Below are 12,202 nucleotides of genomic sequence, written 5' to 3'. Positions count from 1 at the left end.
ACGCTCCGCAACCGGCCGCCGGGCCTCCTCCGACACCCACTCCGACTGGGGTTTTCAATGCTTCGGAAGGTTCGCCTTCCCGCAAGGGCGCCAGACGTTGAAAGAGTCCAGGAGTGAGAAGCTCTGCCTGGGGTCCGTGGAGCCCCCGCGGGATTCGAACCCGAGACCTACACATTACGAGTTGTCTGATCTTGGTCCGGGAGTGTCCGTGGGCGTCTGCCTAGACCACCTCCTGCCAGGTCAGCGGGTATCCCGGATGCTGGTGGACGAGGGCGAACCCTCCCGGAACGAGAAGCAACTGAGACTGCAACTGAGACTGTGGCCCAAGACGTCTCACCGGCCACCTCCCGCAGCCTTGATCCCGTAGCCGCTTCGTCCCGAAGCAACTTCGCGGAGCGCTTGACCATGGGCCGGTGTGCCTCTCACCTGTTGCGACCGTCCGCAAACGTCCGCGGCTGTTCGCCGCTGTGCGTCGGCGTTGTCATGCAGTTAGACACTCACCGGCCATCGCCGCCCGGTGGGCTCGTGGCTGCCGGCGGCACAGTCGCTCAGAAGATGCGGACACGCCGTGGTGGGGCGGATCCGATCGTCCCGTGCCGGGCCGCCGAGCGTTGCTGCCGTCCGGCGTCGTTGCCTCAAGCGGGACAGTCCGAGGGCAGGCATGTCCAGTGGCACGGCGCCCGGCGCACCGGGTCAGCTCCACTCGCAAAACTTCCTATCCTCGACCGCGTATTGCCCTACTCTTCTGGGAAACGCCACCAACCGACGGAACGTGGGGACAAATGAGCGGCACGTCGCACACCTCGTTGAAGCTTTGGCGAGAAATGCGGAGTTACCTGCCGCCAGTTCGCCTAACTTCACTGAAATTCACTGCCGACGCCCCCTTTGTTGACCAAGTAATCGCTCTCGCACCATTCACGGTAATCTCCGGACTGCACGGAGCAGGTAAGAGCACGCTGCTGAAATGCATCTCCGAGTCACTAATGACCGGCATGTGGAGTCGCGAGCACCCGCCTCTCCTCGGAGCGAATTCCCCAACGGCGCTAGGAGGGCAGGTAGAGGTTTCAGGAAGTAAGGGAGGTGATACTTTTTCTTACACGGTCAACCTGTCGGTGAAGTCGGAGTGGAGGGATAGAGGGAGTAGCGAGGTTGGCATCTTCCCGGATGTGCACAATTCGTTTGAGGTTCCTTCTGAGATATCAATGTTCTTCCAAGATGCCCCTAGAGACGGAAAGGTGATCGAGAAACAAGAGGGTGCTGAATGGGTTCAGTCACGAAAAGACTTGGATGCACTCAGAGACATCTTGGGCGTTACGTACGATGAGGTTGTTTACTACCCGGTCAAAATGGATGACCTATCGCCGATCTTTCCTTACGTTCGGGCACGTCAAGAAGACCGCTGGGTGGACTCATATTCCATGAGTTATGGCGAGCTATCCGTCCACCGGATGCGCTGGTTCGTGAGGCACCCATACGATGACTCGATCGTTCTTCTAGACGAGCCGGAGGCGAACATTGCGCCTCGCGGTCACGCCGCTTTGGTCGACGACCTGGCGCGTCTAGCCCGGGCCGCACAGGTGCAGGTCCTTGCCGTCACACATTCTCCGGTCTTCCTCACCAGAGTTCCCCTTGAGTTCGTACGAGTCTGCGTGCGAACCAGTCACGGCCCGATGGTTATGCAGCCGTCCAAGGCGTCTGACCTACGCGACGCCTTGGGTGTCGAGAATCCTTTGCGGTCAATTATTCTGGTCGAGGATGAGGCAGCACTGGAACTCCTTAAGCTCATGCTCGCAGCCCATAATTTCGCAAGTAGCGGCGAGGCAGAGATTATCGACGTCGGTTCATGGAATGACGTTTTGAGCATGAAGGTAGGCCTCTCTAAATCACAACGACTGCGAGCCGTCGCTGTAGTCGACGGCGATCAGCGAAGTAACCCGAAACTCAACGACGCATCTCGAAACGTTCTGTTCCTGCCGGGAGCTGAGCCACCCGAACGGGTCCTTATACGCCACGCGATACAATACCCAGAAGAACTTGCGAAGCTCTTGGGATGCTCGCTAGCGTCTGTCAACGTGTACCTATCCGAGCTCAATGGGCTTGATCACCATCGATGGTTGGAAACACTGTCCCTGAGAACCGGAAATGACTGGCGCTACTGCCTGCGTGCGGCCTTCTCGATTTGGCATGAGGAATCGGAAAATCGAGCATTGACAGAGAAACTCGTGCGCGACATTGAATGTCAGATCAAATGATGCACTCAAGTGGCGGGTTACTTTCCGTCAAGGTCGGCGGAACGGCTTTGGGATGGAGCTGATTTGGTGCGAGTGATCATTGCCCATTACGCTAGCCCGCGGATCGGGCAGGTTTGTGAGCCTGCCCGTTAGTGCCCGGTCTTGGGCCGTGATCTTCGAGGCTCGCGCCAAATTGACTGCCTAAAGCCGCAGAGCCGACCGGCCTCAGCCACAGAGGGTTTTTCCTACCTCCGCCCGCAAGCACGCAGCGCGCCGCCGGGCGGGGCCGCCGCTGGCGAAGACAGGGCGGCGGCCCCGCCGACAAGGCGGCGCGCGCCCGCGCCGTGCGCGGGCCTTGAATGGTGTAGCGAGACTTTGAACCCGGACACTTCGTCCGGGCCCTCGCCTGTTGGCGGCTGCATGCTCGGATGGGCGGGCGGATGAGGCCGCCTGTCTCGGCATCGGTCAACTCGGTACCGTGAAGCCAGCCCCTACGAGCAGGAGGCAACAGGCAATGCGTGGTCTTGGAGATCACCTCAGCATCGGCGAGCGCATCGCGTTTTACCGGAAGCGCCGCGGCTACACGCAAGAGGTGCTGGCTGGTCTGGTCGGTCGTAGCACCGACTGGCTCGCCAAGATCGAGACGGGGCGTCGGAAGCCGCCCCGCATCGACATGCTCGCCGAACTGTCGCGCATCTTGCGCGTGCCTCTCGGGGACCTGCTGGGACAGACCGTCCTCATGGAAGACGAGCGTCAACAGGATGACGTCCCCGCCGTCCGTGACGCCCTCATGAGTCCGCGTCGTCTCTCACGGCTGCTCTTCGGCTCCGAAGCTGACACTCAGCTGCCGACACCCACCCGAGTGGCCGTGCGAGTGGAGCAGGCGTGGAACGACTATCAAGGCGGACGGCTCGGGAGCGTCATTGCCGCACTTCCCGCGCTACTCCAGACCGCGCAGGAGTTGGAGGATCGCGGGGCGCGTCGCGGCGACGACCTTAGCGATTGCTGGGCAGTGTCGGCTCGCACGCACCACCTCGCAGCAACGACGCTCGCGAAAATCGGCGAGTCCGACATCTCATGGCTCGCTGCCGAGCGCGCGATGCGGGCCGCCGATGAGTCGGACGACCCGCTCGTGTTGGCCTCCGCAGCCCGGTCCGGCACGCACGCGTTGCTTGCCAATGGTCGCTACGACGATGCTCTCGAACTTGGCAACACGGCGGCAAGGTGGCTGTCGTCTCAGGTGAACGAGAACGACCCGGCCGCGCTCAGCTTGCTCGGGATGATCCACCTGCGTGCCGCCGTTGCGGCAGCACGGCACCAGGAGCGGACGACGGCCACAGGACTGTTGGACCGTGCAGAAGAACTGGCCGATGACCTTGGGGCGGATGAGAACTACTGGCAGACCGGATTCGGGCCGACGAACGTCCTACTCCATCGTCTGTCCGTTGAATTAGATCTCGACAACGTCTCATACGTTGTGGAACACGGCCGGATCAACGTCGACCACATGCCGCAGGAGCGCAGCGTGTCGCACCATATCGACTACGCACGGGCTCTATCACTCGCCGGCCAGGGGGACGAGGCATTCTCGGAACTGTGCACAGCCGAGCGCACGTCTCCGCAGCTCGTCCGCAACAATCCAAGGGTGCGCGAGACGCTGCGAGACCTGATCAAACAATCCCCGGTCACCGGCGGCTCGCGCTCGTCCGAGGTGTTCGCGATGGCTCAGCGGTGCAGGGCGGTGCAATGAGTTCAGGCAAGCGTGGGGTGCTCGGGGTCGTCGGGTCAGCGGCCGGAGGCGTAGAAGTGCTGCGTACCGGTCTCGTTGAGCCCGCGATGGATCGCGGATGGCGGGTGGCCGTCACGCTCACGCCGACCGCAGGTCAGTGGTTGCGGATGAGTGGCGAGGTCGAGCGGCTGGAGAAGCTGACGGGCCTGCCTGTGCGTGACGAACCGCGTCTCCCTGGCGACGCTCGTCCACATCCTCCGATTGACTGCTACGTGGTTGCTCCCGCGTCGGCCAACATGGTCGCCAAGCTTGCCACTGGCGTAATGGACAACCAGGCACTGACGCAGGTTGGCGAAGCTATCGGCACTCTCGGTCTCCCCGTCGTCGTCTTTCCGCGGGTGAACGCGGCGCATGCGCGTCATCCCGCGTGGCAAGGCCACATTGACGCCTTGCGAGCCGGGGATGTGCACCTCGTCTACGGCCCGGACGTGTGGCCGCTGTATGAACCGAGGGAAGCACCAGCCGGGCGTGAACTCCCGTGGGGGGCAGTGCTGGACGCGGTGGACGAAGCCACCGGGTGACGAGTGGACAACCCGTTTGAGCTGCAAAGAAAGAGGACCCGGACAGTCTGTCCGGGTCCTCTTCTGTTTCCGGCCGCATGCTCATTGGCATGTCAGGAATCCAGGAGCGAGGTGGCGAGTCGAGAGGTCTCACCTTCGCAGAACTCGCAGTGATCGAAGCGAGTTTGAGCGAGGCGCGCGCCACAGTCGAGCGACTGCTGAGGCGCGCGGACGAACTCACTGCACGGGTGGAGTCTCATTGCCAACGACTTGCTCAAGACGGTCAAGTCGCTCATCGAGCAGGCGAAGAGCTTCGTGAATCGAGCTGAGTTCTGCGGCCAGGGCTGTGAATGCGGGGCTGCTGCCCGGCTCAGTGCCGAGCGGCAGGGAAGGGTCACGGACGAACGTCCCGCGGCCCTGCTGGGTGAGAACCAGCCCCTCATCGCGGAGCTGGTTGTACGCGCTCTGCACCGTCAGGAGCTGCACGCCAATTTCCTTCGCGAGCTTGCGTGCCGCGGGGAGTCGGTGTCCCGGTTCGTATTCGCGGTTCGGGCCTGTGATCTTCGCGCGGAAGTCCGCAGCGATGTTCTTGGCCGTGGGCGCCTGCTTGGGCGCTTCTGAGCTCTGCTCCATGGGTTCGAGAGTAGCCGGGACCTAAGTCAATCTCTGGTTCTGAACTGGATCCCCTTGACAGTCGGATTGACTTAGGTCAATCTGAAGGCGCTCGGCAGGCCCCGCCCCGCAAGGGCCGGGAGCCCCTTCTACCAGGGGTTTACCGCGCTTGTCGGAAGCGTTCGTGCCTTGACAACTGAATGAGGATCACGCCACCTCTCCTCGGCCAAGTAGGCGGCGCACGCGGGCTTCGGCCCGTGTGCTGAACAGCGCAAAACGCCCTGATGGTCGTAGGCCGGGTTCGACTCCCGGTCAGGGCGCTGCCCTCGCCGCAGAAGCAGCTTGGGGATGCACGCCCCGAACGGTCGCCTCTCACCACAAGGCCACGACCGCTCGGTCTCTCTGCCCCTTCGACATCAGGAGCGCTGTCATGCGTGCCTACATCGGCGGTCATCAGGCCGTCTCTGTGAAGGACTTCATCGAACTGGCCCTGGGCACCCCGGCTGAGCTGTGGCTCGGGGTGGAGGGCGAGACCGACGAAGAACGCGCGGCCCGTCTGGACGCAGCCCGCGACATCCTCGCCGACAACCCCGACCTCCCGGACGCCGTATCCCGCGTCGTCGCCGAGGTGATCGAAGCGCACGCACCGGAACTGTTCAACGTCGTCCCGCTGACCCGCCCGGCCGTGCGCCGGAGGCCCTCCCGGAAGGAGGTGGCCGCGTGAATGCCGAGACGCTGGCCACGCAGGCGGCTGTCCTTACGTGTCTGGCCGGTCTCGCGGTCGGTCACCCGAACCTGCCTGGCGCCTACCTCACGATCAGCCGCTACACGCCGGGAGAAGTGGCCGTGCAGCTCGAAAGTCCGGCCGCGGTGGAGGCGTGGCGGGAGGCGCTGGGCGTCGACCCCGACAAGGTGGTCGCCGACCGGATCGGCACGCAGCCCTCACTGGAGTTCGACGCGACGGCCTACGGCATCGACTTCCACGTCTATGCCACCTACCAGCCAGCGCCGACGGAAGCAGGTGCGGCATGAACGCCGCGGCGCGCGTCGAGGAGCCGCCGACGCCCGTCGAGGCTGCGTCGACGCCCCTGAACGCCGAGGGCACCATCACCGTCATCGCCGCCGTGCTCACCGTGGTGCTCACCGCGGTGGCGTTCTGGCTCTCCTACGAGCACCTGCAAGAAGTAGCCGCCGGACACGGCATGGCCGAAGCGGTGGCCCGTTCCTGGGCATGGCCGGCCACGGTGGATCTGTTCATCGTGATCGGTGAACTGCTGATCCTGCGCGCCTCGCTCGCCCACAGGGTGGACTGGTGGGCAATCATGCTGGTCACGGCAGGAGACGGGGCTTCCATCGCGCTGAACGTCGCTGGCGTGGGCAACGACGCCAACGCCCTCGACTACGTGGTGGCGGCCGTCCCGCCGGTGGCCGCTCTGCTGGCGTTCGGTGCCCTGATGCGGCAGGTACACGCCTACCTGGCCCGCCGGGCCTCGATGGATATCGACACCCCGCCGACGGGCGTCGACGCCCCGTCGACGCCCGCCGACGTCGCCGCCGATCACGCGCCCACGGCTTCGTCCTCACCACTAGTGGTCGAGATGGATGCCGTGCCGGAGCGTGCGGCCGTGCCGGTCGACGTCGACGCGGAGTCGGCGCCCGTCGGCGCTGAGCCGGTCGTCGCCGAGGCGCGGTCGACGGCCGTCGACCTGTGCACGCCGGTCGTCTACCCCAACCGGGTGGATCAGTTGGTGCGGGCCCTGTACGGCACCGACTTCACGCAGCCGAGCACCATGCGCATGACGATGGCCATGGACCGTGCCGGACTGGGCACGTCGCCGTCGACCGCACGCACGGCGCGTAGCCGCGTGAAGGCACGTGAGCCGTACCTGGCCGACTTCCCCGGCGCACTGCGGGCCGAGGTGGGCTGATGCCGACCGCCTACAGCCTGTGCTTCGACCCGACCGGCACCCGCTACGGGGTGCCCACCTACCCGTGGCGGATGGCACCCGACGGATACGCCACCCGCCGGCAGCTGCGCTCGCTCGGCTTACGGCCGGGCGCGCAGCCGGTCGCCGCTCAGCTCATGCGCGTCAACCGTCGCTGCGGCACGCCCCGGGTCGCCTACCTCTACCGCGAGGAGCTGGCCAAGCCCGTCCGGCCGATGACCTCCCGCAAGTGGGGTGCCCTGGCGCTGGCGATGCTCGCCCGCCGCACCTGCCCCAGCTGCCAGGTCACCTACAGCTACTGCCTGTCGACCCGGCACGGCATCTGCGGCCTGTGCCTGGCAGCCGAAGAACAGCGCGCCGCCTGAACGCCCCCTTCGACTTCCCCGGGAGTTCGCTGTGTCCAGTCGTACTCGTGCCCGCCTCCGGAAGACGGCCGCGGGCGTCCACACCGTCCGCATCCCCCGCCAGCGCGGCCGCCGCTCCCATCAGCCGTTCGTCGTCGTGGTGCCCGAACGCCCCTCCCTGCTGGCCGAACTGGGCAGCGCACTCGCGCTGGCCGTCTGGGACCGGCGCCGCCCCCTCGCCCCGCTCCTGCTGTCCGTGCTGGCACTGCCGCTGACGGGCCTCCTGCACTGGTGGGCGTGGTGGTCGGGGCTGCTCCTCGCCCCGCTGGTGGCCGCCCCCGCGGGCTGGCTGGTCTTCGCGCTGAAGCGCCGCCCGGCCGGCCGCTCGGTCCTCCTCTGGCGGGTCGGGCTCACGGTCGCGGCCACGTCGGTGCTGCTGTGGCTGGCCCTGGCCGCCGCCCTCGGGCCCCTGTCCGGGCCGCTGCTGGTGCTGTGGCTGGTCAACACCCTCGCCGCTCAGGCGTCGTGGCTGTTCATCCATCGGAAGGGCTGAACCCGTGGTGTTCGGCTCACACCGTGCCAGCCTGCTGGACCGCTCGTGGGCGTTCGGCTCACGAGCGGCCCGCACCCTGGCAGCCCTCATCCACGCCGTCTCCGGACAGACCCGGTGGCGGCCCACCGACCTGTACGCCGCGGCCGTCACGGCACGGTTCGCGGCTTCCCACCGGCTCATCGAGCAGGCCGCGGACGCGGTCGATGACGGCTGGTCCGTCGACTTCATCGCCACCTCACCGCTGCTCGGTGACGCGCTCGTCTTCGAGGAGGACGACCAGTGAGCACTCCCCCCAGCAGGAACCCGAACGACCAATGGCCCTGGGGCCCGGCCAACAGCACCAGGAACACCAACACCAACACCAACAGCAACAAGGGCAGCGGCGGGGCGTCCTCCGGCGGCGGCCGGACCCGGCACACCCACAAGGAACGCACCTACAACGTCAACATCGGCACCAACCGCGGCACGGGCTCCGGGGCCACCGGCGGCTCTGCCGGGGGTGGGGCGGCCGACCGGCACCAGGGTGACCGGCTGATCCACGCCATCGAGCGGATCGAGATCCGCAACGACAAGGACATCATGGCCCTGGCCAAGGCCATCAACCACCTGGGCCGTGAGCTGCACCTGATCCTGGGCATGCGGGCCGAGGAGCTGAACGGAGTGCTGTCGACCTACAAGGGCAAGTGGTACACCTTCGGCGCCCAGTCCCGGATCAAGGCCCGTCTCGTCTCCGCCCACCTCAAGGTCAGTGCGGAGGCCGCGAAGGCGCTCGGGGTGGGCGCGCTGAAGATGGCGCACTCCTTCAACCGGCACTTCGTCAAGCCGGAGCAGGAGGCCAGGCAGAAGCGCAACGGCAAGACGGCCCGCCCCACGTTCACGATCGGGGAGGACTGATGCCCCGCCGTACCCGCGACAACGCCTCCGGGCTGCGCGGGTGGGACGGGCAGAACGGCTACGCGCTCGCGACCCTGCCCGGTGGGCAGGGCGGTGTCCTGTCCACCATCGGCAGTCACATCGCGGCCAAGGCCGCGCCGTATCTGCCGCCGTGGGTCGGCGCCGCCGTCCTCCCGCCCGTAGCCGGGTGGGGCGTGCACGAGATGTGGGGCAACAGTGCCCTGTCGGCCGGGCTCGCGTCGGCCGGCATGGGCGCCGGAGGAGTCGTCCTGTCGGCGGTCACCTGGGCCGTGGCGGGCGGCACGAACAAGTTCCGCCGCTACCGCCGCGCGCAGGCCACGACCAGTGTCGCCGCGGGTATGGGCTGGCTGACCTGCGCGGTCTCCGCGGGCCCCTTCGGCCACCCGATGGCCGACCTGTGGCTGCTCGGGGCCGGTTTGTTCGCGGCGTCGTGGAACGTGCGGCAGCTCATGCGCAACGCCCACGACGAGACCGAAGAGACCGACAAGGGCGGTCTCGGCAAGCTCGCCGAAGCGATCGGCCTGGAAAAGGTGCAGGTCAAGCACGCCAAGGGCAACGGCAAGGGCATGGTCACCGCCGAGGTCTGGCCCCAGCCCGGCATGACGGTGGAGGACGTCCAGTCCGCCGCCCCGAAGATCGCGTCAGCCCTGCAGGTACCGCCGTCCGCGATCACCGTGGGCAGGGACCCGGACAACGCCGGACGCGGCACGTTCTCCGCCCGCGTCGCCGACCTGCTCAAGGACGGTGTGCCCTTCCAGCCCCCGTCAGAGCTGGGACTGCTGCCCACCGAGCCGATCCCGGCCGGCCTGTACGCGGACGGGGAAGTCTGGTGGATCAACCCCTTCCTGGCCGAGATCCTCCAGCACCTGCTCGTGATGGGGGTGACCGGCTCCGGGAAGTCGGAGTTCGCCCGCGCCGTCCTCGCCCACCTGCTCACCCGCAGGCAAATGTCCGTGTGGCTGATCGACCTGTCCAAGGGCGCACAGACCATCGGGCACATGGAAGAAGGCTTCGACTGGCTGGTCACACGCAAGAAGGGCGGCACCAAGGAAGCCAAAGCCATGCTCCGCTGCCTGCCCGGCGTCATCGCCGCCCGCGGCGACGAACTCGCCCAAGAAGGGCTGGACCAGTGGACCCCGGCCTCCAAGCTCAACGCGATGCTGGTCTGGATCGAAGAGGCCGCGGACGTCGCCGACTTCGACGTCATCTCCAAGATCGCACGCACCGCCCGGTCGGTCGGGATGTGGCTGGTCATCAGCCTCCAGCGCGCCACCTGGAAGAACCTGGACACCGACGTCCGCGCCAACCTCCAGGCCGCCGCATGCTTCGGCGTCGATGAAGCCTCCGACGCCGCGTTCTGCCTGCCCGACCGGGTCACCGAGTCCGGCGCGATCCCCGACTGGGGCTCCGACCGGCCCGGCTACGCCTACGCCACCGGCATGGGCATCCCGTCCAAGCGGTGGACCACCGAAGTACGCGGCTCCCTGACCAAGACGGTCCGCGACCAGATCCGCGACATGATCCTGGCCGCCGCCGCATACAGGGATCCGCTGGACGAGATCTCCGCACGAGCCGCCGGCCTGGCCTACGAACAGCGCACCCACCACGGCACCAACCGCACCAACGCCCCCACCGACACACCCGCAGCGGCCCCCGCCCGTCTACACACCGTCCCATCACCGGAGCTGGAGGACTGGGACGAACCGGAGGACACCATGGACGACACGGACGACATGGACGCCGTGGACCCAGCAGCGGAGGAGGCCGCCGCGATGGAACTGCAGGACGTCTACGAGGAGGTGATGGGCCACATCCCCGCCGACCCGGAACCCGACGCCGGCTACGCACGCCTCCGCCTGGAGGACGACGTCCCCGACGCCGACCCCGACACCCCGCTCGCCTTCGAGCAGCAGGACAGGCCCTCCACCGAAGAGGCCCGCGCCATCCTCTACGGCCAGATCGACCAGTGGGCCGCAAGCGACCGTCTCGCCTTCGAGACCGGCGACCTGATCCCCGTCGCCGTGGCCGCGGGCCGCAAGCGGGGCTGGCTCCACAAGGAGCTGAACGAACTCGTCCGCCAGGGCGTGCTCCGCCACGACGCCCACGGCGAGTACACCATCGTCCGCCCGGTCGCCGACGCCGCCTAACGGTCACACACCGCAACGGATGTGACTGTCACGCCTGCCGTGACTGTCACTGTCACGGCAGGCGGGGGCCTATAGGAAAGTCACGCGAAAACGCCGTGACGTCGCCCTCGTGACAGTCACGAGCGGCCGTGACATTCCCCGTGACAATCACGCACCGTCACCACCCGTTGAGGCGTGGGGACGGCCTCTGCCTGCCCTGGAGGACCCGTGAACCATCCCCTGGAGCCCTACCAGCCGCCCGCCCAGGACATGGTCCTGGAGCCCGTTCCGTACGCGATGCCGGCCGCGGTGGAGCTGTCCGCGGAGCGCGGGCCGGTGGTGTGGGTGCCCGACGCCTACGGCCGCATGGTCCCCATGCCCAAGCACCTCGCCCCGCCCCCGATGCCCATGCCGCAGCCGCGCGACCTGACCCCCCTCCCACTGCTCGACCCTCTCGCCCAACGGATCACCGCCGCGGGCATTGGCGGCGGCACGCTCGCGGCCGGCATCGGGTACGGCGCCGGTGAGGTCATCAACGCCGCGACCGGCTTCGGCTCCGGCGTCCTGTTCTGGCTCGGCGTCATCGTCCTCGCCCTCCGCATCCCGACCCGCGCCATCACATCCGGCGGGGACGGGACCACGGTCAACATCCGCAAGGCCGTCATCAAGCGCAACCACTTCCACGGCTGACAGGAGCCCCTGTGTTCGACATCCGGATCATCTGCAAGTCCGCCGACACCGATCACGTCGTCGCCGCGCTCGACAGCGCGTTCAACGCCGGGACCGTGACCGTCTACCCCAGCCGCGACGGCGAGAAGAACCGCCTCTACGCCCGCCCCGACCACAAGCACGCACCCCAGACGAACACCCCTGACGAGTGGCCCGGCCGCACCGAGGCCTACGCCGGGGCGCCCGACGCCGACAGCGAACTGGCCTGGCTCCTGGACGCCGAGGAGCGGGGGCGTGAGTGGTGGCTGCGCCGCGCCGCGCTCGTCGACCGCGTGGCCTCCGGCATGGTTCCCGGCCACTTCGCCAGCACCAGCAACGCGTTCGACCTGGCCTGCCGGCTGATGGCCCTGGACGGCAACGTCATCGGCTGCAACCCGCGTGCCTACGTCCGCCAGCAGTACGCCCGGTGGGCCAACGACCACTAGCTACGCCAAGGGCGGCCCCCGTCTCGCCAAAG

14 protein-coding genes are annotated in these 12,202 nt (G+C 67.1%); 13 read left to right on the top strand and 1 reads right to left on the bottom strand.

Features of this window, described 5'->3' with window-relative positions:
- Positions 1–824: 824 nt before the first annotated feature.
- The 3 genes from ACFZCP_RS06010 (at position 825) to ACFZCP_RS06000 (ending at position 4,541) form a co-directional block, all read left to right on the top strand.
- Complete coding sequence (locus ACFZCP_RS06010) at positions 825–2,252, top strand: AAA family ATPase (protein WP_391424428.1); 1,428 nt, start codon at positions 825–827, stop codon at positions 2,250–2,252.
- Positions 2,253–2,745: 493 nt separating this feature from the next.
- Positions 2,746–3,981, top strand: a complete 1,236-nt coding sequence (locus tag ACFZCP_RS06005; RefSeq protein ID WP_391424426.1) for a helix-turn-helix domain-containing protein — start codon at positions 2,746–2,748, stop codon at positions 3,979–3,981.
- A 56-nt stretch (positions 3,982–4,037) separates the two neighbouring features.
- The gene (locus tag ACFZCP_RS06000; RefSeq protein ID WP_391424423.1) at positions 4,038–4,541 is read left to right on the top strand and encodes a flavoprotein; all 504 of its coding nucleotides are present in this window, start codon (positions 4,038–4,040) and stop codon (positions 4,539–4,541) included.
- A 216-nt stretch (positions 4,542–4,757) separates the two neighbouring features.
- Here the strand turns inward: ACFZCP_RS06000 and ACFZCP_RS05995 are convergent, their stop codons facing one another.
- Positions 4,758–5,153 (bottom strand): GntR family transcriptional regulator, encoded by a 396-nt coding sequence (locus ACFZCP_RS05995; RefSeq protein WP_391424421.1) that lies wholly within the window; start codon positions 5,151–5,153, stop codon positions 4,758–4,760.
- A gap of 409 nt (positions 5,154–5,562) precedes the next feature.
- Here ACFZCP_RS05995 and ACFZCP_RS05990 point away from each other — a divergent pair, with 409 nt between their 5' ends.
- From ACFZCP_RS05990 to ACFZCP_RS05945, 10 genes are all read left to right on the top strand, one after another.
- On the top strand, positions 5,563–5,856 hold the full coding sequence (locus ACFZCP_RS05990) for a hypothetical protein (RefSeq protein ID WP_391424419.1): 294 nt from the start codon (positions 5,563–5,565) through the stop codon (positions 5,854–5,856).
- Positions 5,853–6,164 (top strand): hypothetical protein, encoded by a 312-nt coding sequence (locus ACFZCP_RS05985; RefSeq protein WP_391424417.1) that lies wholly within the window; start codon positions 5,853–5,855, stop codon positions 6,162–6,164. The genes ACFZCP_RS05990 and ACFZCP_RS05985 overlap by 4 nt, the downstream gene beginning before the upstream one ends.
- Positions 6,161–7,060: a DUF2637 domain-containing protein gene (locus tag ACFZCP_RS05980; RefSeq protein WP_391424414.1), complete on the top strand. Its 900-nt coding sequence runs from the start codon at positions 6,161–6,163 to the stop codon at positions 7,058–7,060. The genes ACFZCP_RS05985 and ACFZCP_RS05980 overlap by 4 nt, the downstream gene beginning before the upstream one ends.
- Positions 7,060–7,443: an RRQRL motif-containing zinc-binding protein gene (locus ACFZCP_RS05975; protein ID WP_391424412.1), complete on the top strand. Its 384-nt coding sequence runs from the start codon at positions 7,060–7,062 to the stop codon at positions 7,441–7,443. The genes ACFZCP_RS05980 and ACFZCP_RS05975 overlap by 1 nt, the downstream gene beginning before the upstream one ends.
- Positions 7,444–7,474: 31 nt before the next feature.
- Positions 7,475–7,975 carry a hypothetical protein gene (locus ACFZCP_RS05970; protein ID WP_391424410.1) on the top strand — a complete coding sequence of 167 codons (501 nt, stop codon included), beginning with the start codon at positions 7,475–7,477 and terminating at the stop codon, positions 7,973–7,975.
- 4 nt (positions 7,976–7,979) lie between these two features.
- A complete protein-coding gene (locus tag ACFZCP_RS05965) occupies positions 7,980–8,258 on the top strand; it encodes a hypothetical protein (protein ID WP_391424408.1) in 279 nt (92 codons plus the stop codon).
- Positions 8,255–8,869, top strand: coding sequence for a hypothetical protein (locus tag ACFZCP_RS05960; protein WP_391424406.1), 615 nt, complete (start codon positions 8,255–8,257; stop codon positions 8,867–8,869). The genes ACFZCP_RS05965 and ACFZCP_RS05960 overlap by 4 nt, the downstream gene beginning before the upstream one ends.
- Positions 8,869–11,037, top strand: coding sequence for a hypothetical protein (locus tag ACFZCP_RS05955; protein WP_391424404.1), 2,169 nt, complete (start codon positions 8,869–8,871; stop codon positions 11,035–11,037). The genes ACFZCP_RS05960 and ACFZCP_RS05955 overlap by 1 nt, the downstream gene beginning before the upstream one ends.
- Positions 11,038–11,244: 207 nt before the next feature.
- On the top strand, positions 11,245–11,706 hold the full coding sequence (locus ACFZCP_RS05950; protein WP_391424402.1) for a hypothetical protein: 462 nt from the start codon (positions 11,245–11,247) through the stop codon (positions 11,704–11,706).
- 11 nt (positions 11,707–11,717) lie between these two features.
- Positions 11,718–12,170, top strand: a complete 453-nt coding sequence (locus ACFZCP_RS05945) for a hypothetical protein (protein ID WP_391424400.1) — start codon at positions 11,718–11,720, stop codon at positions 12,168–12,170.
- Positions 12,171–12,202 lie beyond the last annotated feature (32 nt).

Origin of the sequence: Streptomyces sp. NPDC007971, from assembly GCF_042958635.1 — a bacterium.
Lineage (GTDB): Bacteria > Actinomycetota > Actinomycetes > Streptomycetales > Streptomycetaceae > Streptomyces.
This window is presented reverse-complemented; position numbering and strand designations above follow the sequence as displayed.

Excerpts from the sequence above, each read along its gene's own strand:
- ACFZCP_RS05955 (WP_391424404.1), top strand. The coding sequence starts at position 8,869 with ATGCCCCGCCGTACCCGCGACAACGCCTCCGGGCTGCGCGGGTGGGAC.
- ACFZCP_RS05975 (WP_391424412.1), top strand. The coding sequence starts at position 7,060 with ATGCCGACCGCCTACAGCCTGTGCTTCGACCCGACCGGCACCCGCTAC.
- ACFZCP_RS05995 (WP_391424421.1), bottom strand. The coding sequence starts at position 5,153 with ATGGAGCAGAGCTCAGAAGCGCCCAAGCAGGCGCCCACGGCCAAGAAC.
- ACFZCP_RS06005 (WP_391424426.1), top strand. The coding sequence starts at position 2,746 with ATGCGTGGTCTTGGAGATCACCTCAGCATCGGCGAGCGCATCGCGTTT.
- ACFZCP_RS06010 (WP_391424428.1), top strand. The coding sequence starts at position 825 with ATGCGGAGTTACCTGCCGCCAGTTCGCCTAACTTCACTGAAATTCACT.
- ACFZCP_RS05990 (WP_391424419.1), top strand. The coding sequence starts at position 5,563 with ATGCGTGCCTACATCGGCGGTCATCAGGCCGTCTCTGTGAAGGACTTC.
- ACFZCP_RS05980 (WP_391424414.1), top strand. The coding sequence starts at position 6,161 with ATGAACGCCGCGGCGCGCGTCGAGGAGCCGCCGACGCCCGTCGAGGCT.